The organism is Notoacmeibacter sp. MSK16QG-6 (assembly GCF_024158145.1).
GTDB lineage: Bacteria > Pseudomonadota > Alphaproteobacteria > Rhizobiales > Rhizobiaceae > Notoacmeibacter.
This window is the reverse complement of the sequence record NZ_JAMYXM010000002.1, coordinates 188,309-213,356: the sequence shown is the minus strand read 5'-3', so window position 1 is coordinate 213,356 and position 25,048 is coordinate 188,309. Positions and strand designations below refer to the sequence as shown.

Genomic DNA, 25,048 nt, shown 5'->3' with positions numbered 1-25,048 from the left:
TGGATTGTCTGCAGCAGACACCAAGAGCGGTCGCGAATCGGTCACCGGGTCGAGATCTGGCTCTCGTGGCCGCAATCCGGTGCGCGAACGTATTATCGACGCGGCCTATGACCTGTTTTCCATGCAGGGCATCTCGCAGGTCGGCGTCGACAAGGTCATCGCCAAGTCGGGCTGCGCCAAGGCGACACTCTACAACCAGTTCGGATCGAAGGATGGGCTTATCGAAGCCTATCTCGACAGGCGCGAGGCGGTTTGGACCCGCGGCTGGCTGGAGACCGAAATTCACGCGCGTTCCACCGACCCAGAGGGCCGGCTGATGGCCATCTTCGACCTCTTCGACGAATGGTTTCGCCGCACGGATTTTGAGGGATGCGCCTTTATCAATGCGTTGAACGAAACGGAGCACAATAGTCGGCTGAATCGGCTCGCCGCCGAACATTTGGCCAAGATTCGCCGGATTTTGGAAGGATGTGCCGAGGCTGCAGGGCTTGCCGATACAGGCGATTTTGCCGCGATCTGGCACATGATGATGAAGGGCTCGATCACCGCTGCGCAGGAGGGTAATCGGTCCGCAGCGCGCCTCGCCAAGCGCGGGGCCGCTCAATTGCTCGCCTCCTGGCCGCGCGTCGCGACGCAATAAGGCTCCTGCGATGCTCTATCTCCGAAACCTCGCCAACCGGCGGGCACGGCAGTTCGAGTGGCTCTACCAGTGCCTTGAATCGGTGCTCGCGGCGATGGACCCGCTATTCGCGCGCGTCGGCTATTCCCGCATCGAACGGCCCGTAGCCTTCGTCGAGCGGAACGTTAAGGGGCTGTTGTTCGACTGCAAGATGTGCGGACAGTGTGTCCTGTCCTCGACGGGTATGTCCTGCCCAATGAACTGTCCCAAGCAGCTGCGCAACGGCCCGTGCGGCGGCGTGCGTCCGGGCGGCTATTGCGAGGTCAAGCCCGAAATGCGCTGCGTCTGGGCGCTTGCCTGGGAAGGCGCGGCCCGGATGACAAGCGGTCGGCGGATCGATGTGGTGCTTCCGCCCGTCGATCGCCGCCTCGAGGGCTCGTCCTCCTGGCTGCGCGCCAGCCGTGAACGGGCCGAACAGAACCGTGCCCGGAAAGCATCGGGCGAGCGTGGCCGGCTGACGCTGGCGCGTACCTTCTGGGAGGCGCGGCGGATCGAGCCGAGTTCCGCGCCTGAGGCGCCGGAGTCCGATCTCGACCGGAGGTCGGCGCGATGAGGGCCGGGATGCAGACGGCAGTTGTCGAACCCGCCCCCGCCGCAATCGCTTCATCGCCGGCGCTGGTTTCCGACAGCCCGCTGGAGGCGCTGCTGCGGGCGGGCACCTTTGCCATCACCGCCGAGCTCAATCCGCCGGACAGTGCCGACCCAAAAGATGTCTACGCGGCCGCGCGCCCGCTTCTTCCGGTAGCCGACAGCCTTAACGCGACGGATGCGTCGGGCGCCAACTGTCACATGTCCTCGATCGGAATCTGCGCGCTGCTGACGCGGGCCGGCCATAGCACGATCTACCAGATTTCCTGCCGCGACCGGAACCGGATCGCCATTCAGGGTGACGTGCTCGGCGCCGCGGCCATGGGGGTGAAAAACATGCTCTGCCTCACCGGCGATGGCGTCGGTGTTGGCGATCAGCCGGGTGCAAAGCCGGTGTTCGACTTCGATTCGCTGTCGCTTCTGCGTACGATCCGCCAGATGCGCGACGAGGGGACCTTTCTGTCGGGGCGGAAGCTTACAACCCCGCCACGCCTCTTCCTCGGTGCAGCCGAGAATCCCTGTGTGCCGCCTCATGACTGGCGCCCGCACCGGCTGGCGAAGAAGATTGCCGCTGGCGCCGACTTTATCCAGACAAACTACATCTTCGACATTCCGCTGTTCGAGAAATTCATGTCGCGGGTCCGCGATGAGGGGCTGGATAAAAAGGTCTACATTCTCGCCGGAGTTGGTCCGCTCGCCTCGGGCCGCGCCGCGCGCTGGATGCGCAAGAATGTGCCCGGAATTCACATTCCCGATGATGTGATTGCACGCGTCGAGGGCGCGGCGGATCAGGCTGCCGAAGGGAAGCGGCTTTGTGTCGAACTGATCCAGGAAATCCGTGCGATTGCCGGCGTCTCCGGAGTTCACGTCATGGCTTACAGGCGCGAACACGAGGTGGCCGATATCGTGGAGCGGTCGGGGATACTGAAGGAGCGCAAGATCTTGGCCTGATGTGGGTCCGAGAAGCGGCGGCGTGACCCGAAGCGCCACCGCGAAGTCACCGGCACTCGGTGCGAAAGGGAGGAAAACGCAGAATGAAGATTGTGACGTGGGAGATGGATTCCCGCGACCGGGAGAGTCGTGGCCATGGATGACATCGCAAAGAAGGCGACCCTGATCGATGGCAAACGGTTTTCGGAGCAGTTGCGCGAGCGGGTTGCCGATGAAGTCGGCCGTCTCGCAACCAGAGGCGATGTCGTCCCCGGCCTCGCTGTCGTGCTTGTCGGAGACGACCCTGCAAGTCGCGTCTATGTACAGTCAAAGCAGCGGGCGGTGACCGCTGCCGGCATGCGGAGCTTTGAGCACAGTCTCGCCGCTGAGACGACGCAGCAACGTCTCCTCGACCTGATCCACCAGCTGAATGCCGACGCCGACGTGCACGGCATCCTTGTTCAGCTCCCGCTTCCGGACCATATCGATCCGGGCGTCATCATTGAGGCGATCGACCCACGCAAGGACGTCGACGGCTTTCACCCGACCAATGTCGGGCGCCTCGGTACCGGACAGGGCGCGTTGGTGCCCTGCACTCCACTTGGCTGTCTGATGCTGCTGCAGGCGCATCTGGGATCGCTCGCAGGCCGCGAGGCGGTCGTGGTCGGGCGTTCGAACATCGTCGGCAAGCCTATGGCGGCCCTCCTGCTGGGTCATGACTGCACCGTGACCATGGCTCATTCCCGAACCCGAAATTTGCCCGATGTGGTTGGGAGGGCCGACATCGTTGTCGCAGCTGCCGGGCGGGCGCATCTGATCCAGGGCGATTGGCTCAAGCCGGGGGCCGTGGTGATCGATGTCGGCATCAACCGCATTGCCGCGCCGGAACGAGGCGAGGGCAAGATGCGTCTGGTAGGCGATGTCGATTTCGACGGCGCTTTTGCGACCGCCGGGGCCATCACGCCGGTGCCGGGCGGGGTGGGGCCGATGACCATCGCCTGCCTGCTGGTCAATACACTGACAGCCGCCTGCCGCATCCACCAGCTGGACGAGCCCGAGGGGCTCGCGCCAAGCCTCTGACCTGAATTTCGAGACGAGACAACAATCCGATGAGCAACTATTCCCTGACTGTTCAAGCCACTTCGACCCGCGGCATCGTCGCGACGATCACCACCTTCCTTGCCGATAACGGCTGCAACATCACCGACAGCGCCCAGTTCGACGATATGGAGACCGGTCGGTTCTTCATGCGCGTCAGCTTCGATAGCGAAACAGGGGCGGAGCTCGACGCACTGAGCGACGCCTTTGGCGAAGTGGCCGAAGGGCTTGGCATGACCTTCGCCTTCCACGACAATTCCCGGAAGATGAAGGTGATAATCATGGTCTCGCGCTTCGGGCATTGCCTGAACGATCTTCTCTACCGCTGGCGGATCGGTGCACTGCCCATCGACATCGTCGCGGTCATCTCCAATCACATGGACTACCAGAAGGTGGTGGTGAACCACGACATTCCCTTCCACTTCATCAAGGTCACCAAGGCCAACAAGCCGCAGGCCGAGGCGCAGATCATGAACGTGGTCGAGGACACCGGCGCCGAACTCATCGTGCTCGCCCGCTACATGCAGGTGCTCTCCGATGACATGTGCCAGAAGATGTCGGGCCGGATCATCAATATCCACCATTCCTTCCTGCCGAGCTTCAAGGGGGCGAACCCCTACAAGCAAGCACACGAGCGCGGCGTGAAGCTCATCGGCGCGACTTCGCATTATGTCACCGCCGATCTCGACGAAGGCCCGATCATCGAGCAGGAGACCGTCCGCGTGACCCATGCGCAGAGCGCACTGGACTATGTGAGCCTTGGGCGGGATGTGGAGAGCCAGGTGTTGGCCCGCGCCGTTCACGCCCACATCCACAACCGGGCCTTCGTGAACGGAAACAAGACCGTCGTCTTTCCGACAAGCCCAGGAGGCTACGCCTCCGAGAAGATGGGATGACGTGTGGGAATAGAGACGAAGGAACTGGCCATGACGGCAACTCGCATCGATGGCAAAGGGATTGCTGCGCGCATGGGCGCCGCGACCGCAGCCGAAGCGGAGGAACTCGCCTCCGCGGGCTGGCCGCCGAAGCTCGTTTCGATTTCCGTCGGCGATGTCGCCGCGGCCGAGCTTTATGTGCGCAACCAGAGCCGGCGGGCAGAGGCCACCGGCATCGCCTTCGAGGCTCGAAACTATCCCGAAACGATCAGCCTTGAACAACTGACCGGAGTCCTAGCCGGCCTCAACGCAGACCCCAGTGTCAATGGCGTTATCATCCAGCGCCCATTGCCGACGCATCTGCCGGTCCGCACGCTTCAGCGTACGGTGCATCCTCTCAAGGATGTCGAGGGCATGCACCCCGCCTCGATCGGCAATATCGTCTACAACGATCTGGCGCTCGGGCCCTGTACCGCCGTTGCAGCCGTCGAGATGCTGAAAACGCTGCCACTGACTATCGAAGGTCTGGACGTGACGGTGATCGGGCATTCCGAAATCGTCGGAAAACCTATTGCGTTTCTGATGATGGGCCTTGGCGCGACAGTCACTGTCTGCCACCACATGACCCGTCAGGTCGCGGTGAATTCCCGCCGCGCCGACGCAGTTTTCGTCGCGGTCGGCAAACCCGGCCTTGTAACCGGGGACATGCTGAAACCAGGGGCGGCTCTCATCGACATCGGTATCAACAGGATTGAGACGCCCGAGGGAGCGCGGACCGTTGGCGATGCGGATTTCGAAAGCTGTGCCGAGGTGGCAGGCTGGATTACCCCCGTGCCTGGCGGCGTCGGCCCGGTCACCGTCGCCACTCTCATGCAAAACGCGGTCCTTGCGACACGAATGCAAATGGAACGATATAGCGGGGAATATGCAACCAACGGTGCAAGACCCGGTTGATACCCCGAGGGTTCGCCTCGCCACACAGCATGACGAAGAGTTACCGAAAGCCGTAACGCTGGCATTCACTGACGATACTCCGGCGTGCCCGCCGTTTGGAGAGTCTCAACAGGATATTCAAATGCGCGGCTGTCTCGTGCCCCCCGACGGAAGGGAACTCCTTGAACAGAAACTCGCCATAGTCCCGAGAGCCGTCGAGATCCATGCCAAGGGTGCGACACTCGAAATTCGGCTATGCCTCGTGTAAATTGAAGCCATGTCTGACGCGATTAGAATACAGACTGGACGTTTTGGACGGGTAGCGCTGTTGGACATGGACTTCACTTGGCACTGTCAAAGTCACGTCAACTGAAAATACGAGAAACAACGTTCTTATTGAACCCGAACGTAGGCTCCTATCTTTTTCGCTTTCAATATGCCAAGAAAGCCAAATGGTTGTAGGTTAAAACGAAACTCATACAGACCCGCTTCCACCCAGGTTCTGGCCGGCAAATGCACATCAATGTCAATTATGATATGGCCTAGGGCAACATCATCCAATTTGCCCGAAAACCAGCACTTGCACCCTCTATCTGTCTCTGAATAATGACCCTATCTGACGCCAGAAAATTTGCCATCGCGCCCATGATCGATTGGACGGATCGGCATTGCCGGTACTTTCACCGCCAACTGACGTGCAGGGCGCTGCTTTATACCGAGATGGTGGTTGCCGATGCCATCATTCATGGCGATCGCGAACGGTTGCTCGGGCACGACGAGACCGAGCACACGCTCGCCCTGCAGATCGGCGGCTCCGATCCTGTCAAACTGGCCGAGGCGACGCGCATCGGCGTCGATTTTGGCTATGACGAGATCAATCTAAACGTAGGGTGTCCATCCGACCGCGTGCAGTCCGGCGCTTTCGGCGCGTGCCTGATGCGCGATCCTGCGCTGGTGCAGCTTTGTGTGCAGGCGATGAAAGAGGCGGCAGCGGGTGTGCCCGTCACGGTGAAATGCCGCATCGGCGTCGACGATCAGACGCCGGAGGAGGTTCTGCCGGATTTCGCCCGCCGCATGCGGCAGGCAGGCGCGGACGCGCTCTGGGTTCATGCGAGGAAGGCATGGTTGCAGGGTCTGTCGCCGAAAGAGAACCGCACTGTTCCGCCACTCGATTACCCGCTCGTTCACGGGCTGAAGAAAGAGCATCCTGACTGGTTCATCGGCATTAATGGCGGCATAACCGAAATGAACGCCGTGCGGGATCATCTGACGATCATGGATGGTGTGATGGTTGGGCGAAAGGCTTACAGCGAACCGGGCTTTTTGACCGGCGTCGACACGCTTTTCGGCGAAGCGCCATTCGACCCCGACTGGCCCGCGATCATCGAAGCGATGATGGACTATTCCACGCGACACATTGCGCGGGGTGGACGTTTGTCTGCCGTCACGCGTCATATGGTTGGCCTGTTCGCTGGCTTGCCCGGCGCACGTCGCTGGCGCCAAATACTCTCAACTGAGGCGACGCAAACGGATGCAGCCTCAACGGTCATTGCCAAGGCATTCGCGGCCGTCTCGCCTCATCTGGAGGGGAGCGCTCCCGCCTCGGCGGTCGCATGATCAGCCTTCCGAAGGAATGCCGCGATTGAATATCACCGATTATATGACGCCCGAACTGATCGGTTTCGGTGTCCTCGCGATCGTTTCCGGCGCCTTGGCGGGCTTTCTGGCCGGGCTTTTCGGGATAGGCGGGGGCGCGGTCCTGGTGCCCGTTCTCGATCAGATGCTGACATTTGCCGATGTTGGTCAGTCAATTCGCATGCATCTTGCCGTCGGGACTTCGCTGGCGGTGATAGTGGCGACGTCCTTGCGCTCTTACCTGTCGCACCGCGCCTATGGCCAGATGAACGATGGGCTACTCGGGATCTTTCTCTTCGCCGTGCCGGCAGGCGCGATCTTCGCGAGCGCCATCACCGCTTCGATATCCGGCGATACGCTGCGAGCGATCTTTGCCACAATATCGGTTTTCATTGCGATCCGCCTTCTGTTCGACCGCGTGACATTTTCGCTCGGTCAGGATCTTCCCGGCAAAGCCGGACGGAGCGTTGTCGGTTTCTTTATCGGGCTTTTGTCCGCATTGATGGGTATCGGCGGGGGCGTGCTCACCAATACGTTCATGACCCTCTACAACCGCCCGATGAAGGAGGCGGTTTCGACATCCGCGGCGGTCGGCGTTCTCATCGCGGTGCCTGGCCTGTTCGGCTACATCTGGGCAGGCTGGGATGCAGAGGGTCTGCCGCCGTTCTCGCTCGGCTTCGTCAATGGCATGGCCGTCGCGATTTTCGTGCCGGTGACGTTGCTCATGGCGCCGGTCGGTGTCGCCATGGCGCATCGACTGCCCGAGCGGTCCATGCGCATTGGTTTCGGCCTGTTTCTGCTCGTAGTCGCCGCACGCTTTTTCTATTCGCTCGTCTGAGGCTCAGGCGCTTTTCTCAGCCTTTTAGAACAAGGCGATCGCGGCGAAATTCGAAAGCTTCGAGCGAGCCGAGAAAGTTCATGCCAAGCAGGGACTGTCCCAGCTGCGCATCCTTTGCGACCATGATCGTCACGTCGCGGCGCTCGATGCCGCCGACGGAAAAGCGCGACACGTTCGCGCGCGCGGCAAGGGTCGGGCCGTTTGCCGTCATAACCGGAAGAATGAAACGTAGGTCTCGCGGGTCGATGCCAATCCGTTCGGCATCGCTCTGACGCAAAGTCGTGGTGGTCGCGCCGGTATCGACGAGCATCCGAATTTCGGCTTTGTCCAGCTTTGCCTGAGCATAGAAATGGCCGCCCAAACCCTTCTTCAGCGTAACGGTCGGGCGGCCATCGTCCGATACCGATGTGACGGGCGTTCCGGGCGAAAGGCCAGCCGAAATATCAAGCGCGAAGCTCTCCAGTTCGTCACGCCGCTCATAGCCGACGACCAGTACGAGGCCGATTACGACCCAGGTCGCAAGGCTGCGGAAGAGCCGCCCGAATGGCATACCGGAGAACAGAATTACTGGCGCCAGCATCGCGGCCCACAATGAAAGGTAGATGACGTCGGCACCGTCTTCGGCGGGCAAACCGAGCGACTCCACAAGCCCGCTTTCGAGCATATAGATGATCAGCAGCACTCCAATGCCGCCTATGGCGATCCATTTCAGCATTCGCCGTTCAATTCCTCATCACTGCCATTCTTCCGGCCTGATTCCCGCTCTCGCCATTCTCGCCGGTAATTGGGACATTATAACCCGCCGTGTCCGATCATCCATGGCTGACCAGTTGGCGATCTCGCTGCGCGTTCGGCCACAGCCGATACACATGTGCGCCTTGTCGTCCAAAGTGCAAATTCGATTGCAGGGTGAAAGAGGCGATGGTTTCAAGAATTTGTCTCCGCCCCATCAAATGGTGATCGGACAGTCGGACCGCAAGTTTAGAGGCAGGCGCCGACTTGTTCACGATAGCCAGAGACAGTAAGGCGAGGCAGCAATCCTCTATTCAACTAGGGCCGATCGGCCATTCCAACCGGGAGACATTATGGCGTCCGGCCTTCCCTTCGACGATTTTCGTAATCTGCTGACCATGTTGCCGCCGCCGGATCACGCCGCTGGTGAGACGGTCACTAATGCGCTGAAAGCGAAATACGCCGACGCAGGGCTAGGCCGGCTCGGCGAGATCGCCAGTTGGTACGCCAAATGGTCCGGCAGGGCACTTCAACCTGTTGTACGGCCGCTTTGCGCGGTCTTTGCGGGAAACCATGGCCATGCCTCAGCTCATGATACGCCATGGGATATGTCACGCACGCAGGCCGCAGTGGATCTTGCCGCTGCGGGCGGCAGCCCGGTCAATGGCGTCTGCGTCGCGCAGGATGTGGGCCTGCGCATTCTCGACCTGGCGCTGGATCATCCAACCGCTGATATGCGCGCCGAAGCGTCTTTGGACGAACGCGGCTGTGCGGCCACCATGGCTTTCGGTATGGAGGCGATGGCGGGTGGCGTTGATCTGGTCGCGGTCGGAGCAATGGGGGAGGGAAGTGAAGCATCTTCCGTGGCCCTATTGACCGCGATGCTTGGCGAGCCGGCGGATGTCTTCTTGGGCGAGGCGACTGATGAGCTTTCAGAAGTGCGTGCCGAGACCGTAAAAACTGCTCTGCGTTGCCATAAGGGCCACCTGTCCGACCCGTTCGAAGCGCTTCGTCGCTTGGGCGGGCGGGAGCATGCGGCCATGGCAGGCCTTCTTCTGGCAGCCAGGATGGAGAACGTGCCGGTGGTCATATCCGGCCGCGCTGCGCTGGCAGTTGTAGCGGTTTTGCACAAGGCGAACGCCATGACAGTGGGCCATTGCATTCTCGCCGATCCGGGCCATCGGCCCGGCGTTTCTCTCGCGACTCGCCGGTTTGGTATGACGACTCTGCCCGATTACGGTCTAGACACCGATGACGGTGCATCCGCTGCTCTTGGCGCCGGCATCGTTAAAACGGCTGTGAATACGTGCTCGGTCGTGACACAGCCCGACCGCGCCGAATAAGGCCGGATATCGCATTCGCAATCGCTAGGGTGGACTACTGAGCTGCCGGTTCGACCTGTTCCGTCGACGATGACGCAGGTTGTGATGCCAAAGGCGGTGGGTCGACCATGACCCTCTTCTTCGGGAAGCTCGCGATAGCCGTGGTGCCCTGGCGCAACTCCGAGCGCAGGGTGAACTGTCCATCGTGCATATGCATAATGGCCTGAACGATCGGCAGGCCGAGCCCGGCTCCCTGTTCAGCGCTTTTTATAGCGATCGAGCCTTGGCCGAAGGCCGAAAGCACGACGGGTATTTCTTCTTCTGCGATGCCCGGTCCGTCATCAGCGACGGAGATGTATTGCCCGCCCTTGGTAGTCCACCCGGCTTTGACCGTGATCGAACCGCCCGCCGGGGTGAACTTGATGGCGTTAGACAGAAGATTTAGCAGGACCTGTCGCACCGAGCGCTCGTCGGCGGTCAGAAGAGGAAGGCCCGGTTCGATCCTCATATCGAGCTGCACGTCCTTATTGCGCATTCGAAGTTCGACCATGTGGCAGCACTCTTCGATCAGAAAGGCGAGGGAGAGGGCTGTTTCATTGATCTGATAACGGCCCGCTTCGATACGGGAGAGGTCGAGAATCTCGTTGATCAGATCGAGCAAGTGTTTTCCGGAAGCGTGAATGTCGCTGGCATATTCTCGGTAGGTATCGTTTTTCATTGGGCCGAGAACTTCCTCGGCCATCACCTCGGAAAAGCCGAGGATGGCGTTTAGCGGCGTCCGCAATTCATGGCTCATGGAGGCGAGGAACCGGCTTTTGGCAAGGTTCGCTTCTTCCGCGCGACGGCGCGCTTCGTCCGAAATCCCCTTGGCGGTTTCGAGCTCGGCGATCAGCGAATCCTTCTCCGCCCTGTAGGAAATTTCCAACAGTTGGCTGGCATGCAGTTGTCGCGCCATGAAAATGAAGAAAACGAGACCGACCATCATCATCAAGGCCAGCATCGCGCTGGTCGGATCGCCGTTGCGCACCGCTTCGAAACAGAAAGCGCCGACGGCCGGAGCGAAGGATAGAAGCAGCACGCCGCGGATCGAACTCATGATAAAGGCGCTTGCCGCCATGACGAGGAGCATCGAGCCAGCGCGAAACACCATGTCGCCCGCAACGCCGGTGATGTGCCAGGGCACGAAGATGAAAGCGACCCACGGCAGGCTGGCGATAATATGAGTGATGCGGAACCAGGTCCGATAGGCGTTCAGATCGACCTTGCTTTCCGGCAATCGCAATACCTGCCATGCGACAATCTGACGCGGGATAAAGCAGATCAACGAGCCGAGCGCCCATGCGAGAGCAATCGATGGCGTACCTCGATAGAGGCCAAGCGCTGCGATAGCCAGTGCTATTGCGGGGAACAGAAGCGCAGTCGAGCGGATTGTCCGCGCGTTGATGAGCACCAAGGTACGGGCGAAATGCACGTCGCCGGACCGCTCGCGCATCTTGTCACGCTGTTCGCGCAAGGTGCGCGCCAACGTCGCATTGCGCGAGCGCTTCCGTCTATCGACAATGATCTTGTCGGCGGTGCCGACTTCGGTGAAGGACATATTGATCAACGTGACAGATTTCAGCCATGGCCGCACCCGCCCGACCCAGAGCGGATGTTGCAACTCCACAAGTGTGGAGAGGCACGGTTAAGATGGTGTTTCCGAGCCATGTCCTGCCATACGCCATGCATGGGGATGGAGCGTCCTCGCCTGTCGCGAAATGCGCTAAACTGCTACATCTTCGGTCTCGTGATGTCAGGAGACCGAAACGATGAAGCTGTTCGATGGCGGTATGGCGCCCAATCCCAGGCGGGTACGGATTTATCTTGCCGAAAAGGGTATCGATGTTCCGCTAGAGCCGGTCGATATGGGCGCTCTTGAGCATACGAGCGAGAGAGTTTCAAAACGCAATGCCCTCAAACGCCTTCCTGTTCTTGAACTGGACGACGGCACGATCCTCACCGAAAGCATCGCAATCTGCCGCTATTTTGAGGAGTTGAATCCGGAACCGCCGCTTTTCGGCACGACAGCGCTTGAGCGAGCGCAGGTCGAGATGTGGCAGAGGCAGATAGAACTTCACTTTCTCTATCCGACTGCGCAGGCGTTCCGGCATACTCATCCCGCCATGAAAGACTGGGAGGTGCCTCAGGTCGAGGAGTGGGGCATCGCCAATCGCGGACGGGTCGCAGACTATCTTCGTTTGATGGATCAGCATTTGGCCGACCGCGAATTTTTGATAACGGATCGGTTCACGGTCGCTGACATCACCGCCATGGTGGCGGCCGGTTTCATGAAACCGGCCAGGATCGCCATGCCAGACGATGTGCCAAACGTCACAAGCTATGTGGAACGAATGCAAGCGCGTCCCAGCTACAAGGCGTGACTTGGTTTCTCGACGAGCGGACGCGCCAACGACCGAGAACGACCTCTCGCTAGACGATTATCTGAAGACGATCCGTCAGTGCACGATCTGCCGAGACGATCCGATCGGTCGGCCGCTTCCGCACCAGCCTCGCCCGACTCTCAGCGTCACGCGGTCCGCAACTATCCTAGTTGCTGGTCAGGCTCCGGGTTTGCGGGTTCATGAAACTGGACAGTCCTTCAACGACCGATCCGGCGACAGGTTGCGCGAATGGATGGGCGTTGATCGAGAAACGTTTTACGATGCGTCCCGCATCGCGATCGCGGCGATGGGATTCTGTTTTCCCGGTTACGACAAAAACGGCGGCGATCTTCCACCGCGCCGCGAATGCGCTCCGATATGGCGCGATGGGCTGATGGCGCAGATGGTAAGCGTAAGGCTGGTTTTGTGTATCGGTCTCTACAGCCAGCGTTATCATCTCGGAGTACTTCGGCAGCCCAGCATGACAGAGACCGTAAGGAATTGGCGGTTCATTTTAGACAGAACCGAAGCGAAGCAGGGCAGGGCGGTCATTCCGCTGCCACACCCTTCATGGCGCAATACGGGCTGGCTGAAACGCAATCCTTGGTTTGAAGAGGAAGTGCTGCCTGTTCTGCGGGCACGAGTAGCGGATGAACTTTATAACAACGAGTGATGCAGGACAGCCTTGTTATCGCGTCCTTGCTCAGTCGGCGGCTTTGCTGCAAAAGGCGCTCAATGCCTCCCCGCACGACCAGAGGACATGATGGACAGACTGGATCGGAAGATCCTGCGTATTCTGCAGGAAGATACCACTTACGCCGTTGCCGACATTGCCAAAAAGGTGGGCCTTTCCACCACCCCTTGCTGGCGGCGCATCCAGAAACTGGAAGAAGAAGGCGTCATCAAGCGTCGGGTCGCCATCCTCGATCCGGCCAAGGTCAATGCCGCGGTTACGGTCTTCGTCTCCATACGCACCAATTCGCACTCGGTCGAATGGCTCAAGCGGTTTGCCGAGGTGATCTCTTCATTCCCGGAAGTACAGGAATTTTACCGCATGAGCGGCGATGTCGACTATCTGCTTCGGGTGGTGGTGCCCGACATCGCTGCCTATGATGCCTTCTATCGCAGGCTCATCGAGAAAATCGAAATCAGCGATGTTTCGTCGGCATTCGCAATGGAGCGGATCAAATACACGACCGAGTTGCCGCTCGATTACATGGTGGTGGAAAAGGGCGAGTAGCCGCCCATCCCAATCACTCCTGGTCGAAAGACTCCAGCCTTGCGATCAGCGATGATGTATCCCACCGCTTGCCGCCCATGCGTTGCACATCCTTGTAGAACTGGTCGACCAGCGCCGTTACCGGGAGGCTTGCGCCGATCTCGTCTGCCTGTTGCAATACGATAGCCAAATCCTTACGCATCCAGTCCACCGCGAAACCGTGATCGAATTCGCCGCGATTCATGGTGGCGTACCGATTTTCCATCTGCCATGAGCCGGCAGCGCCCTGCGAAATGACCTCAATCAGCTTCTCGACGTCCAGGCCGGATTTTTTTGCAAGGTGAATGGCCTCCGACAACCCCTGAACCAGCCCCGCAATCGCCGTTTGGTTGCACATTTTTGCGAGCTGGCCCGATCCGGTCGGACCAAGCAGCCCGACCATCTTGGCATAGCTCTCGATGACGGGTTTCGCCGTGGCGAAAGTAGCCTCGTCGCCACCGCACATAACCGTCAGAACGCCATTCTCCGCGCCTGCCTGACCGCCGGAGACGGGTGCGTCGATGAAACCTACGCCCTTTTCTTCAGCGGCCTTACCGATCTCTTTGGCCAGCATTGCGCTGGCGGTTGTGTTGTCGATCAGGATCGCGCCGTCCGACATGGCGGATAGAACGCCGTCATCACCGAAAACAACAGACCGCACATCGTCATCATTGCCGACGCAGGTGAAAACGAAGTCGGCGTCACGTGCGGCTTCGGCAGGCGTGTCGGCGCGGGAGCCGCCATAGGTCTCAACCCACTCGTCGGCTTTATTGGCAGTCCGGTTGTAGACGGTGACATCGTGCCCGCCCTTCTGTTTCAGATGCCCGGCCATCGGAAATCCCATAACGCCCAAGCCGATGAATGCCGTTCTGGCCATGAAAACTCTCCTCATAAACGGAATCAGGATGTTCGAATTTCGATTCCGAATCTCTGTCCAGCTATTTGATTTTATATTATCTTTTCAAGTGGCGTGTCAGGCGGCCTTCCAGCACGTCCCATAGCCGACGCAACACCTCGACAATCGCCAGATAAAGCAGTGCTGCCCAGAGATAGGCCTGAAAATCGAACGATCGTGAGAAAACAAATCGCGTTTGACCCATCAAATCATAGACAGTGATGACTGCGACAATGGCCGAGGCCTTGATCAGCAAGACGATCTCATTGCCATAGGGACGGAGCGCGACGATCAGCGCCTGTGGCAGGATGATCTTACGAAAGGTCGTCCAGCGCGAAAGGCCCATCGCCTTGGAAGCTTCCCGCTGTCCGTTCGGAACCGTGCGAATCGCACCGCGCAGGATTTCTGCCTGATAGGCGGCAGTGTGCAGCGAGAAGGTGAAAATTGCGCAGTACCAGGCTTCGCGAAAGAACCACCACAACCCAATGCTTTTCAGTTCCGCATTGAGCGCGCCGAGCCCGTAATAAACGAGAAATGTCTGCGCGATGAGCGGGGTGCCGCGAAAGAATGTCGTATAGGCCAGCGCGGGGCCGTTTAAGAACGGAATAGCGGACAGACGCGCCAGCGCGAGAGGTAACGACAGGAGGCCGCCTATCCCCACGGAGATCCCGACCAGAAGCAATGTCGTCCACAGGCCGTTCAGGTAACGAGGCCCATACCGCTTCATGAATTCCGGAGAAAAAACGCTGACGAGATAAAACAGAAGAAGCGCCAGGACTCCAAGCCAGATCGCGGCAATTGCATATCCGCCGATCCGGGCAGCGGACCAACCACGCGGTGTCGGATCGGGCGCAGGCCGCGCTTCGATCCCGAAAGCCGGAGGCATTCCGGCAGTGGCTTCGCTGCTACCGATGGACGTCGCGCTCATGATCGAACCAGCCCGCGGTCGAACCGCCGTTCAAGCTGTCCGATCAGGAGGGTGAAGATAAGTGAAAGCACCAGGTAGATCAGACAGGCGATCGAATAAAAGAGAAGCGCTTCCTGTGTAACACGTGCGGCAATCGAACTTTGACGGAGAATGTCGGACAAGCCAATGACGGATACGAGCGCTGTGTCCTTCAACAGGATGAGCCATAGATTGCCAAGTCCGGGGAGGGCCAGCCGGAAAAGCTGTGGCATGATGACGCGCCGCATCGTCGTGAGCCGGCCGATGCCGAGCGCTCGTGAGGCTTCGGACTGGCCGTCCGCAATGCCGGCGAACGCGGATATAAAGACTTCGCTCGCGTATGCCGCAAAGACCAGACCGAGCGCAATCATACCAGCAGCGAAAGCGTTTATCTCGACGACCGTTTCAATGCCGATCGCCCTGAGTGCTGCAGAAAGACCGATCTGCACGCCGTAGTAGATCAGAAAGAGCGTTAGAAGTTCAGGTAAGCCGCGAAAGATGGTGGTGAAAAGCGTTGCGCTGAAACGCAGGGAACGTTCTTCGCTGCGGCGGCCAAGAGCAACGAGAAAACCGAGAGTCAGGCCGAGCGGCAGCGTCGACAGCGCCAGAGAAACCGTAAGAATTGCGCCCCAGAGGAGTTGGTCACCCCATCCATCAGCGCCGAATCCCAGCAAAGGCAGGATATCATTCTCCATCCGCTAAGTCCCGCTGACTGAAACGAAGCGCCCGGCCGGAAAGGTCGTTATCCGACCGGGCAGAACTTACTGGGCCGGAGCCCTGCTCTCAGCCTCAGTAGATGTCGAAGCCGAAATATTTCTCGTTGATCTTCTGATAGGTACCATCGTCGCGGATCGCCTTGATGGCCGCCGAGAACTTGTCGGCCAGCTCCTGCTCGTCCTTACGCACGGCGATTGCGATCTCGTCATCTTCCAGAAGCGGATCGCCGACGACCTCGAAGCCTTCGTTCTGTTTGACGAACTCGTCCTGTACGCCAAAATCGGCCACGACACCGTCGAGGCGGCCATTCTTCATGTCGAGATAAGCCTCCTCCTGTGTCGGGTAAGGCTTCATCGAAACATCGCCCATATTCTCGGTCATATAGGTTTCGGCGACAGTGCCTTGCTGAACGCCGATGGTCTTACCGGACAGGGTCTCAGCCGTGGCGTCCTTGATGTCGCCATCGCTTGCGGTGACCAGGCGGAGCGAGTTGGTGTAGTACGGCTCGGAAAACGTCACCTGCTCCTGGCGTTCCGGCGTAATGCTCATGGATGCGATGATTGCATCGAACTTACCGGCCTGCAGCGCCGGAATGATGCCATCCCAATCCTGCGTGACAAATTCGCATTCAGCATTCATCTCCTCGCAGAGGGCGCGAGCGATGTCGATGTCGAAGCCTTCCAACTCATTGTTGGAATTGAGCTGGTTGAACGGGGGATATGCGCCTTCGCTGCCAATCTTCAGGGTCATTTTGTCCTGGGCGAGGGCGGCTGGGACGGTAAGCGCCATGACGGAAAGAGCGAGAAATGTGCGGCGTATCATCATAAGCGTTTGATCCTTCTCATTTTAGCGCCAGCCGATTGCCGGCGCTTACTATGCATGTGGAATTAGTCGCAGACTGCGAAGGGAAAAGGCAATCCCCTTCAATGCCTTTCTGAGAGGCTCTGCTGCTTAAGTTGCATCTGCTTCTCTCTATCACGAGCGCGTTCCAGATCTTCAGGCGTATTGATATTGAAGAACGGATCGTCACCATCGGAGCCGTGAAAGTCAGCCAGGGCAAAATCATGCCGATGAATGAAGCCGAGAACCTGATAGGTCTCCGATGTCGTCAGCCATTCCTTGAGCGCTAGCCGCATGGAAACGGGCCAGCGGCACACCGTGGGATGTCTACGCCCGCCGGATGTCGCCAGAACTATACGGTCGTTCTCGCCTTCGGACGCAAGCTCCAACCTCAGAACAAGGTCCAACGGCAAAAAGGGAGTGTCGCCCGAAACGGTAATGAGGTGGGACGCCGGGTTCTCCTGCTGAATCGCCCATTCCATCCCTGCCAGTACGCCAGCAAGCGGGCCGAGTTGCTCATCGTCCTCGATTACCGGCAGGCCATAATGCGCATAGCGGGAAGGATCGCCGTTGGCACTGATGGCAAGCCGGCTGACCTGAGGTTGAAGCCGCTCTATAACGTTGTCGATTATCGGTCGGTCGCCCAGTCGAAGAAGCGGTTTATCGCCGCCTCCCATCCGGCGCGCTTGACCGCCTGCAAGGATAATACCTGCCGGTTGCAACTCCTGGATACTCCTCTGGGCAGCCCCGTGTGTTCACATCCAGACGGGTAACGTTAGACGTTAGCTTTTGTTCGATGCAACTTTGACAAGTGTCAGAATGATAGAATGGCTGAGAAGCGGTCAGATGCCGCGTGGCGCGCCGCGCGCCATATTTTCGGCGGCGATTGGCTTGGCGTCTGTCCGTACATTCTCTCTGTAGAGGGTGAAAAGGCCGGAACTGACAATGACCGCCGCGCCGATCAGGGTGACGAAGTCAGGCAGTTCGGAGAAAAATATCCACCCGATGAGAATTGCGACGAGGAGGTTGCCGTAGCGAAAAGGTGCAGAGAACGAGACATCGCCGCTACGCACAGCGGCAGTCGTCGCAAGCAATCCGAGAACGACGAATACCCCAGCAAAGAAAAGCGCAGCGAGATCGGGGGTAGATACGACCTGCCAGGACCGGGACTCGAACGGCAGGATCAGAAGGCCGAACAGTCCTACGGCGATAGAGGTAACAAAGGCCACCACTGTCGAGGGCAATTCCGGGCGGATTGTGCGCGTCACGATCTCTCGTAGGGCCGAGCAGATAACGCTGACCAACAGGCATATTGCATAGACACTGAAGCCGTCTGCGCCTGGGCGCAGGCATATCAGTACGCCAATGAAGCCTATGCCGATGGCCGACCACCGCCGCCAGCCCACGGGCTCGCGCAACAAAAGCGCCGCTCCAGCCGTGACTGCAAGAGGAATTCCCTGAAGAATTGCAAACACATTGGCCAAAGGCATTTGAGCGAGAGCGATAAGAAAAAGTATGGTTGCCGACCCGTCCAAAACGTTTCGCGCCAGAAGGCGTCGATCCAGCATATCCCGAAGCGGGGGTAACGGCCCGTGCCAGCGCAGCCATATGTAGAGGGTCAGGGCTGCAAACACGCCGCGGATCAGCATCACCTGGCTGACGGGCAAATGCGTACCCGCTACACGCGAAAGCGAGTCGTTCACGACGAAAGCGCTGACACCGAGAAGCGTCAGCAACGCGGCTTTCATATTTTTAGGCAGGCGAGACGGCCGAACGGTCTGAAATGGCAAGGCAAACACTCATCAAGAAAGGCCGTCCACGGCGCGCTTTCAGAGCCTTATCCTATGGGTCGACGACGAGATAGATGGCGAGCTGTGCGAAAAGTGATGAGTAGCTATTCGGAGCAGTCATTCAGGGACCGGCGAGTGTCCGCATGATTCGACCGACCTGCGGATCGATAGAGGGCTTTTGCGATGGCGGGTAGCGCAGGATGGCCGTGTGGAGAACCCCGCCGGCACCTCGCTCGGTTCGTTGGTAAAAGACATTGCCATTGGCATCGAAACCGGAAATCGCGAACCAGTCTCGCGTGACGCGATCGAGTGTGATGTCGCCAAGTTGCTGACGAGCCTGATCTGCCATCTGGCGAAAGTCTTCGCCTCGACTACCATAAACGATCAACTCCGCTTCGTCCGGACCCAGAAACGTCTGTCCATCAGCGTTTGCGGGCGGCAATAGCGTATCGAAAAGGTCTGTCGGGAAGCGGATCGTCGTTCCAAACCGGTCGTTACGGTAGGTCAACGAGTCTGCAGTCGTTGGCAGAGTGAATGCCACAAGGATGCAGGCCGCAAGTAGGCCGCGGCCTTGGCTCGAGATTCTGCCGAATACGATTGGTTTCATGTCATCCTCCGGTCGTTCATTAAAGCCAATGCATGGCGAGCCGAATGGATGCGTTGCGCTGCGATGGAAGTTTTTGGCGCCCTGCTAACCGCCGGTGACACTCATATGACGCCCGACGGAGGGGCGAGCGGTCCGATCGATGACGAAATCGTGGCCTTTTGGTTTGCGGCCAATCGCTTCGTCAATCGCCGACGATAGCGCTTCATCGCTTTCCGAGGCGCGGAGCGTTGCGCGCAGATCGGCAGCATCGTCCTGGCCAAGGCACATATAGAGCGTGCCCGTGCATGTCAGCCTGACCCGGTTGCAGCCTTCGCAGAAATTATGCGTCAGTGGCGTGATAAAGCCGAGCCGTCCGCCTGTTTCCGCGATCTCGACATAGCGGGCCGGGCCGCCGGTCTTGAGCGGAATGTCGCGAAGCGTCCAGCGCTCTTCGAGTTGTTCTCGAAAGACTGACAGAGGCAGGTATTGATGGGTCCGGTCGACATCGATTTCGCCCATCGGCATTGTTTCGATGACCGTGAAATCCATGCCCTGACCGTGCGCCCATTCGATCATTGCGGGCAGTTCGCGATCATTGAAATCTTTTAGCGCAACGGCATTGATCTTTATGTCGATCCCGGCTTTCTGCGCCGCCGCGATCCCTTCCATCACCTGGCCGAGATTGCCCCATCGGGTGATCTTGCGAAACTTGTCGTGATCGAGCGTATCGACGGAGACATTAATCCGCTTAACACCGCAGTCGGCCAGCTCATCGGCATATTTCGCCAATTGGCTACCATTGGTGGTTAGGGTCAGTTCGCTGAGAGCGCCCGTCTGCAGATGACGGGAAAGATTGCGGATAAGGCCCATGATGTTTTTGCGCACGAGCGGTTCACCGCCCGTCAAGCGCAATTTGCGGACGCCCTTGGCGACAAAGGTCGAGCACAAACGGTCGAGCTCCTCCAGCGTCAGGAGGTCCCTTTTCGGCAGAAACGTCATATTCTCCGCCATGCAATAGGTGCAGCGGAAATCGCAGCGATCCGTCACAGATACGCGCAGATAAGTTACATGCCGACCGAACGGGTCGATCATGGCGGGCTGGGTCTCACCAGACATTAAAGTCGCCTTTGTCGTTTCCCCGCAGCCAATGCGCATCTTGCGCTGACCACAGGCTACAAATATGCCTAACTTCTACGAGCCGCAACCAGACCGAAGGAACAGGTGGTGGTCAAGGCGCCGAAAGCCTTACGTGTCGCATCCGATCGCCGTTCGCTCAGTCTCGACTGGCCGGACGGCACGGCCACAAAGTTTCCAGCAGAGATGCTGCGCGTCTTCAGCCCGTCCGCGGAAGTGCAGGGCCATTCGCCCGATCAGCGAAAATTGCAGTCGGGTAAAAAAGACGTCCTCATTCTGTCGGTCAGTCCGGTGGGCAATTATGCAGTTCGTATCGGGTTCGACGATATGCACGATACCGGCCTCTACACCTGGCTCTTCTTTTCCGACCTGGCGAACACTATGGATGAGCGCTGGTCCGGCTATCTAAAAGAACTGGAAGAGAAGGGGCTGAGCCGTTGACCTGGGAGCCGGTCGATCTAGACATTCTGGAAGAAATCTACGGTGAGCCGGCGCCCGCCTCCATCGTCAAGGAGAAGGATCGGCTGATACCGTCCTACCGTAAGCTGGTGGAGGCGTCGCCTTTTTTCGCGCTGGCCAGCGCCGGACCGGATGGGTTGGACTGTTCGCCGCGGGGCGAGCGCGGCGGGGCCGTGGTCATCGCCGACGACCGCACGCTGATCATTCCCGACTGGCGCGGCAACAATCGCATCGACACCTTGCGCAATATCGTTGGCGATCCGCGGGTGGCGCTTCTCTTCCTGCTTCCGGGATCGGGAACAACTCTTCGTGTCAATGGCGAGGCAATCGTCACATGCGCTGCCGATCTGTTGGCGACGTTGCAACGAGACGGAAAAGAGCCGCGCAGCGCTATCGTCGTGAAGATCAAAAGCGTTTACTTCCAATGTGCGCGGGCCGTAATGCGCGCCGAACTCTGGAATACCGACTATTTTGCAGCTGCTGGCGAATTGCCGACCGCCGGTGAGATGCTCGCCGAGGCGAGCGATAATCGCGAAGGCGGCGATACCTATGATCGGGCCTGGCAGGAGCGAGCATCCAAAACGCTGTTCTAGGCGTCGACCGCGACTTATAGCGTAACATCTGCCTTCCGACGAACGTTGTTGTCACCGTGACGGCGAGGGAGGATGATCGATGACGAAAGTGGCTTTGGCGCTGTTCGTCGGCGCTTTGTGCACAGCCAGCCTCGACCTCTCCGAGGTCTCGGCACAGGAGGCGGCGGGCCGGCCAACGATCGCCGGCCTTTCGGAGTGGACGACCGACTTCGGCAAAGCCATTGTACCGCTTTCTGAAATTCAGTCTGGCGGACCGCCGAAAGACGGTATCCCTTCCATTGATGAGCCACAGTTCGAACCGGCCGTGCAGATCGACGATGTCGGCGAAAGCGAGCCGGTCATGGTGCTGCGCCATGGGGGTGAGGTTCGCGCCTACCCAATGCAGATCATGATGTATCACGAGATCGTCAATGACGTCGTCGCCGGCACACCGGTGGCGGTGACCTACTGCCCTCTCTGCAATGCCGCAATCGTTTTCGACCGACGCATCGATGGCGAGGCAACGACGTTCGGCACCACGGGCCGTCTGCGCAATTCCGATCTGGTGATGTATGACCGCGCGACCGAAAGCTGGTGGCAGCAATTTACCGGTCAGGCCATTGTCGGTCGTCACGCGGGAAAAGCGCTCAAGACGCTTCCTTCCTCGACCGAGGCCTTTGGCTCGTTCCGCAAGAGCAATCCTTCTGCGCAGGTATTGGTGCCGAACGATCCAAGCCTGCGTCCTTACGGGCGCAATCCCTACGTCGCTTACGATACGACCTCACGGCCCTTTCTCTATCGCGGCAATTTGCCCGACGATTTGCCTGCCATGGCGCGCGTCGTCGTCGTGCCGAACGCCAATGATGAAGAGCCGTTGATCGTGGCGCTCGACGCTTTGAAGGACGGGCGTTTCCAAAAGAATGGCGTCACGATCCGCCAATCGGGAACGGTGGCGTCGGCACTAGACGATGCGGCCATATCGAATGGACGCAAGCTTATGCAGATAGCGGTTGAACGCGATGGAAAGCCTGTTGTGGCGCATGAGACCTTCGCTTTCGTCGCCCACGCCTTTCATCCTGATATTCCCATTATGGGCCGCAACCGTATGGAAGCGCCGACCTCATCGGTCGAGCATCCGTCACTCCGACCATAGTAAACAAAAAAGGGCCGCCCTTCGGACGGCCCTGCGCAATAGGGAGATTGCGGCTATCGTCCGTCTTACTGGCGCACCACGACCCGCGTTCCGACGCCAACGCGCTGGTAGAGGTCCATAACATCGTCATTCGCCATTCGGATGCAGCCTGAGCTCATCGCTTTGCCAATCGTCCAAGGCTGATTGGTGCCGTGGATACGGTAGATGGTCGAGCCGATGTAAAGAGCGCGCGCACCGAGCGGATTGTCTTCGCCGCCGGGAACGTAAGCAGGGAGCGTGCGCCCTGTCTGTCGCTTGACCCTGGCGCGCATTACCGCTGGCGGCGTCCATCCCGGCCATTCTGCCTTACGGGTGATCTTATGAGAACCGGACCAGCGGAAGCCGTCGCGACCGACACCGACGCCGTACCGGATGGCCTTGCCATTGCCCAGCGAATAATAGAGCCGGCGTTCTGCGGTATCGATAAAAATCGTATTCGCCGGATATTTGTCGAACCGCACCGTTTTGCGTGGGACAGGGCTCTTGTTGGAGCGGAATTTGCCGTGGCGGATCGGTTCGCGGCCGCCTCGCAGAAAGTTCACAAACCCATTTTCAGCAGAGGCCGGGGTCGTGGTTATGGCGACGCCCGGTAGCGCTATGCCAATCGACAAGAGCATGGCGGCGGCTTTACGAATCATTCTCATGCGAGCGGTCCCCTTTATCCAAAGTCGTGGGGGAGATTCCGCAAGGACCGGTTAAGGGTCAAATAACGCGGCGATCACATTTGCGTGAGGCGATCGGACCGTTCTCGCACTGTTGTAAATCCGCCATAGCGTCGCAGCCGTCAGCTCAGGTTCAACTCCTTGAAAAAGTCGTTGCCCTTATCGTCGATGACGATGAAAGCCGGGAAATCCTCGACCTCGATCTTCCAGATCGCCTCCATCCCGAGTTCCGGATATTCCACGACCTCGACGCTTTTGATGCAATCCTGGGCCAGCCGCGCCGCAGGTCCGCCGATGGAGCCGAGATAGAAGCCGCCATGGCGTCCACAGGCCTGACGCACCTGTGCAGACCGGTTGCCCTTGGCGAGCATCACCATCGAGCCGCCGAAGCTCTGGAACTGATCGACGTAGGAATCCATCCGTCCGGCCGTCGTCGGTCCGAACGAGCCCGACGCGTAGCCTTCCGGTGTCTTGGCCGGACCGGCGTAATAAATCGGGTGGTTCTTGAAATAGTCCGGCATTTCCTCGCCCGCTTCCAGTCGGGCGCGGATTTTCGCGTGGGCCAGATCTCTGGCCACAATGATCGGTCCTGTCAGTGAAAGGCGAGTCTTTACCGGCTGTTCCGAGAGCGTCTTCAGGATTTGAGTCATCGGCTGGTTGAGGTCGATCTTCACAACTTCGCCGCCCAGATGAGCGTCCTCGATCTCCGGAAGATATTTGCCCGGATCGCGCTCTAAGGCCTCGATGAAGATGCCATCCTTCGTGATCTTGCCCTTCGCCTGGCGGTCGGCCGAGCAGGAAACCCCGATGCCGATTGGAAGCGATGCGCCATGGCGGGGAAGGCGGATAACGCGAACGTCGTGACAGAAGTATTTACCGCCAAATTGAGCGCCAACGCCCATCTGCTGGGTCAATTTGTGGACTTCGGCTTCCATTTCCAGATCACGAAAAGCGTGGCCGCTTTCCGATCCTTCGGTGGGCAGGCCATCCAGATAGCGGGTGGACGCCAGTTTGACCGTCTTTAGGTTCATCTCCGCGCTCGTCCCGCCGATCACAATGGCAAGATGGTATGGAGGGCAGGCCGCCGTACCGAGCGTCAGGATTTTCTCCTTCAAAAATTCGATCATCCGGTCATGTGTCAGAAGGGAAGGGGTGCCTTGGTAAAGAAAAGTCTTGTTGGCCGAGCCGCCACCCTTGGCGACGAAGAGGAACTTGTAGGCGTCTTCGCCTTCCTCGTAGATGTCGATCTGCGCTGGCAGATTGTTGCGGGTGTTTTTCTCCTCGAACATTTTCATTGGCGCCAGCTGGCTGTAGCGGAGGTTCTTTTTCTCATAGGCGTCAAGAACGCCCTGACCTAGGGCATCGGCGTCGCCGCCTTCGGTCCACACCCGACGCCCCTTTTTTCCCATAACGATGGCCGTGCCGGTGTCCTGACACATCGGAAGGATGCCGCCTGCAGCGATATTTGCGTTTTTTAACAGGTCGAAGGCGACGAAACGGTCGTTTTCCGTGGCTTCGGGATCATCGAGAATCTTGCGAAGTTGCTCGAGATGGCCAGGACGAAGCAGGTGGTTGATGTCGGCGAAGGCCGTTTCGGATAATAGCCGTAGAGCTTCCGGCTCAACCGTCAGCATTTCCTCGCCGCGAAACGAATCGACCGACACATACTCACTGGAAATTTTGCGCCAGGGCGTCTCATCCTCGGCAAGCGGAAAGATTTCTGTGATCGCGGCCTGAGCCATGGCCAGTTCTCCCATTTACGCAAAAAGCTTGATGTTCCGGGTCTTAGCGATCCGCGCACCAATTGCAAATCGACCATAAGGGTTGCCGGAATGTCACGTCTTGGAAACCATTTATGGAGGAATGGGACATAGCTTTAAACAGCCGATCCGTTTCCGATAGGATGGCCTGACTGAATCGATGGAACTGTTGTCGTTTCTACGACGT

28 protein-coding genes are annotated in these 25,048 nt (G+C 58.9%); 15 read left to right on the top strand and 13 right to left on the bottom strand.

Annotated features, from left to right (window positions below; translation table 11 throughout):
• The first annotated feature begins 4 nt into the window (after positions 1 to 4).
• The 8 genes from NIM86_RS08780 to NIM86_RS08745 all read left to right on the top strand — a co-directional run bounded on the left by NIM86_RS08780 (position 5) and on the right by NIM86_RS08745 (position 7,576).
• Positions 5 to 640, top strand: coding sequence for a TetR/AcrR family transcriptional regulator (locus NIM86_RS08780; protein WP_253381164.1), 636 nt, complete (start codon positions 5 to 7; stop codon positions 638 to 640).
• A 10-nt stretch (positions 641 to 650) separates the two neighbouring features.
• A complete protein-coding gene (locus NIM86_RS08775; RefSeq protein WP_253381162.1) occupies positions 651 to 1,232 on the top strand; it encodes a methylenetetrahydrofolate reductase C-terminal domain-containing protein in 582 nt (193 codons plus the stop codon).
• Between the two features lie 8 nt (positions 1,233 to 1,240).
• On the top strand, positions 1,241 to 2,218 hold the full coding sequence (locus tag NIM86_RS08770) for a methylenetetrahydrofolate reductase (RefSeq protein WP_253381160.1): 978 nt from the start codon (positions 1,241 to 1,243) through the stop codon (positions 2,216 to 2,218).
• A 135-nt stretch (positions 2,219 to 2,353) separates the two neighbouring features.
• Entirely contained in the window at positions 2,354 to 3,277 is a 924-nt protein-coding gene (folD, locus tag NIM86_RS08765; protein ID WP_253381158.1) for a bifunctional methylenetetrahydrofolate dehydrogenase/methenyltetrahydrofolate cyclohydrolase FolD, read from the top strand.
• 29 nt (positions 3,278 to 3,306) lie between these two features.
• Positions 3,307 to 4,191 carry a formyltetrahydrofolate deformylase gene (gene purU, locus NIM86_RS08760; protein ID WP_253381156.1) on the top strand — a complete coding sequence of 295 codons (885 nt, stop codon included), beginning with the start codon at positions 3,307 to 3,309 and terminating at the stop codon, positions 4,189 to 4,191.
• Positions 4,192 to 4,221: 30 nt separating this feature from the next.
• A complete protein-coding gene (locus NIM86_RS08755; RefSeq protein ID WP_256478417.1) occupies positions 4,222 to 5,124 on the top strand; it encodes a bifunctional 5,10-methylenetetrahydrofolate dehydrogenase/5,10-methenyltetrahydrofolate cyclohydrolase in 903 nt (300 codons plus the stop codon).
• 585 nt (positions 5,125 to 5,709) lie between these two features.
• Positions 5,710 to 6,720 (top strand): tRNA dihydrouridine(20/20a) synthase DusA, encoded by a 1,011-nt coding sequence (gene dusA / locus NIM86_RS08750; protein ID WP_253381154.1) that lies wholly within the window; start codon positions 5,710 to 5,712, stop codon positions 6,718 to 6,720.
• A 43-nt stretch (positions 6,721 to 6,763) separates the two neighbouring features.
• Positions 6,764 to 7,576, top strand: coding sequence for a sulfite exporter TauE/SafE family protein (locus NIM86_RS08745; protein WP_253381985.1), 813 nt, complete (start codon positions 6,764 to 6,766; stop codon positions 7,574 to 7,576).
• A 16-nt stretch (positions 7,577 to 7,592) separates the two neighbouring features.
• Here NIM86_RS08745 and NIM86_RS08740 read toward each other — a convergent pair whose 3' ends face one another.
• Positions 7,593 to 8,291 (bottom strand): TIGR02281 family clan AA aspartic protease, encoded by a 699-nt coding sequence (locus NIM86_RS08740; protein WP_253381152.1) that lies wholly within the window; start codon positions 8,289 to 8,291, stop codon positions 7,593 to 7,595.
• 18 nt (positions 8,292 to 8,309) lie between these two features.
• Entirely contained in the window at positions 8,310 to 8,507 is a 198-nt protein-coding gene (locus tag NIM86_RS08735; RefSeq protein WP_256478416.1) for a DUF1289 domain-containing protein, read from the bottom strand.
• A gap of 154 nt (positions 8,508 to 8,661) precedes the next feature.
• On the opposite strand from NIM86_RS08735, the gene NIM86_RS08730 reads away from it, so the two are divergent.
• Positions 8,662 to 9,651, top strand: a complete 990-nt coding sequence (locus NIM86_RS08730) for a nicotinate-nucleotide--dimethylbenzimidazole phosphoribosyltransferase (protein ID WP_253381148.1) — start codon at positions 8,662 to 8,664, stop codon at positions 9,649 to 9,651.
• A gap of 34 nt (positions 9,652 to 9,685) precedes the next feature.
• Here NIM86_RS08730 and NIM86_RS08725 read toward each other — a convergent pair whose 3' ends face one another.
• Positions 9,686 to 11,227 (bottom strand): sensor histidine kinase KdpD, encoded by a 1,542-nt coding sequence (locus tag NIM86_RS08725; protein WP_253381146.1) that lies wholly within the window; start codon positions 11,225 to 11,227, stop codon positions 9,686 to 9,688.
• 211 nt (positions 11,228 to 11,438) lie between these two features.
• Here NIM86_RS08725 and NIM86_RS08720 point away from each other — a divergent pair, with 211 nt between their 5' ends.
• From NIM86_RS08720 to NIM86_RS08710, 3 genes are all read left to right on the top strand, one after another.
• Positions 11,439 to 12,050 (top strand): glutathione S-transferase family protein, encoded by a 612-nt coding sequence (locus tag NIM86_RS08720; protein ID WP_253381144.1) that lies wholly within the window; start codon positions 11,439 to 11,441, stop codon positions 12,048 to 12,050.
• 1 nt (position 12,051) lies between these two features.
• Positions 12,052 to 12,723 (top strand): uracil-DNA glycosylase family protein, encoded by a 672-nt coding sequence (locus NIM86_RS08715; protein WP_371872864.1) that lies wholly within the window; start codon positions 12,052 to 12,054, stop codon positions 12,721 to 12,723.
• Between the two features lie 90 nt (positions 12,724 to 12,813).
• Positions 12,814 to 13,290, top strand: a complete 477-nt coding sequence (locus NIM86_RS08710; protein WP_253381981.1) for an Lrp/AsnC family transcriptional regulator — start codon at positions 12,814 to 12,816, stop codon at positions 13,288 to 13,290.
• Positions 13,291 to 13,303: 13 nt separating this feature from the next.
• Here NIM86_RS08710 and NIM86_RS08705 read toward each other — a convergent pair whose 3' ends face one another.
• The 8 genes from NIM86_RS08705 to moaA form a co-directional block, all read right to left on the bottom strand.
• On the bottom strand, positions 13,304 to 14,185 hold the full coding sequence (locus NIM86_RS08705; protein ID WP_253381142.1) for an NAD(P)-dependent oxidoreductase: 882 nt from the start codon (positions 14,183 to 14,185) through the stop codon (positions 13,304 to 13,306).
• A 76-nt stretch (positions 14,186 to 14,261) separates the two neighbouring features.
• Positions 14,262 to 15,131, bottom strand: coding sequence for an ABC transporter permease (locus NIM86_RS08700; protein WP_371872863.1), 870 nt, complete (start codon positions 15,129 to 15,131; stop codon positions 14,262 to 14,264).
• The gene (locus NIM86_RS08695; protein WP_253381140.1) at positions 15,128 to 15,844 is read right to left on the bottom strand and encodes an ABC transporter permease; all 717 of its coding nucleotides are present in this window, start codon (positions 15,842 to 15,844) and stop codon (positions 15,128 to 15,130) included. Before NIM86_RS08695 ends, NIM86_RS08700 begins: the two co-directional genes overlap by 4 nt.
• Before the next feature lie 94 nt (positions 15,845 to 15,938).
• Positions 15,939 to 16,691 (bottom strand): transporter substrate-binding domain-containing protein, encoded by a 753-nt coding sequence (locus NIM86_RS08690; protein ID WP_253381138.1) that lies wholly within the window; start codon positions 16,689 to 16,691, stop codon positions 15,939 to 15,941.
• 98 nt (positions 16,692 to 16,789) lie between these two features.
• Complete coding sequence (gene mobA, locus NIM86_RS08685; RefSeq protein WP_256478414.1) at positions 16,790 to 17,428, bottom strand: molybdenum cofactor guanylyltransferase MobA; 639 nt, start codon at positions 17,426 to 17,428, stop codon at positions 16,790 to 16,792.
• 120 nt (positions 17,429 to 17,548) lie between these two features.
• Positions 17,549 to 18,454 (bottom strand): DMT family transporter, encoded by a 906-nt coding sequence (locus NIM86_RS08680; protein ID WP_253381136.1) that lies wholly within the window; start codon positions 18,452 to 18,454, stop codon positions 17,549 to 17,551.
• 163 nt (positions 18,455 to 18,617) lie between these two features.
• A complete protein-coding gene (locus tag NIM86_RS08675; RefSeq protein WP_253381133.1) occupies positions 18,618 to 19,004 on the bottom strand; it encodes a hypothetical protein in 387 nt (128 codons plus the stop codon).
• 183 nt (positions 19,005 to 19,187) lie between these two features.
• Positions 19,188 to 20,198: a GTP 3',8-cyclase MoaA gene (gene moaA, locus NIM86_RS08670; RefSeq protein WP_253381131.1), complete on the bottom strand. Its 1,011-nt coding sequence runs from the start codon at positions 20,196 to 20,198 to the stop codon at positions 19,188 to 19,190.
• Between the two features lie 108 nt (positions 20,199 to 20,306).
• Here moaA and NIM86_RS08665 point away from each other — a divergent pair, with 108 nt between their 5' ends.
• The 3 genes from NIM86_RS08665 to NIM86_RS08655 all read left to right on the top strand — a co-directional run bounded on the left by NIM86_RS08665 (position 20,307) and on the right by NIM86_RS08655 (position 22,400).
• Positions 20,307 to 20,657 (top strand): gamma-butyrobetaine hydroxylase-like domain-containing protein, encoded by a 351-nt coding sequence (locus NIM86_RS08665; protein WP_253381129.1) that lies wholly within the window; start codon positions 20,307 to 20,309, stop codon positions 20,655 to 20,657.
• A complete protein-coding gene (locus tag NIM86_RS08660; protein ID WP_253381127.1) occupies positions 20,654 to 21,268 on the top strand; it encodes a pyridoxamine 5'-phosphate oxidase family protein in 615 nt (204 codons plus the stop codon). The genes NIM86_RS08665 and NIM86_RS08660 overlap by 4 nt, the downstream gene beginning before the upstream one ends.
• Positions 21,269 to 21,347: 79 nt before the next feature.
• Positions 21,348 to 22,400, top strand: coding sequence for a DUF3179 domain-containing protein (locus NIM86_RS08655; RefSeq protein ID WP_253381125.1), 1,053 nt, complete (start codon positions 21,348 to 21,350; stop codon positions 22,398 to 22,400).
• 65 nt (positions 22,401 to 22,465) lie between these two features.
• On the opposite strand, the gene NIM86_RS08650 is transcribed toward NIM86_RS08655, so the two are convergent.
• The gene (locus tag NIM86_RS08650) at positions 22,466 to 23,077 is read right to left on the bottom strand and encodes a L,D-transpeptidase (RefSeq protein WP_253381975.1); all 612 of its coding nucleotides are present in this window, start codon (positions 23,075 to 23,077) and stop codon (positions 22,466 to 22,468) included.
• 146 nt (positions 23,078 to 23,223) lie between these two features.
• Positions 23,224 to 24,843 carry a fumarate hydratase gene (locus NIM86_RS08645; RefSeq protein WP_253381123.1) on the bottom strand — a complete coding sequence of 540 codons (1,620 nt, stop codon included), beginning with the start codon at positions 24,841 to 24,843 and terminating at the stop codon, positions 23,224 to 23,226.
• Positions 24,844 to 25,048 lie beyond the last annotated feature (205 nt).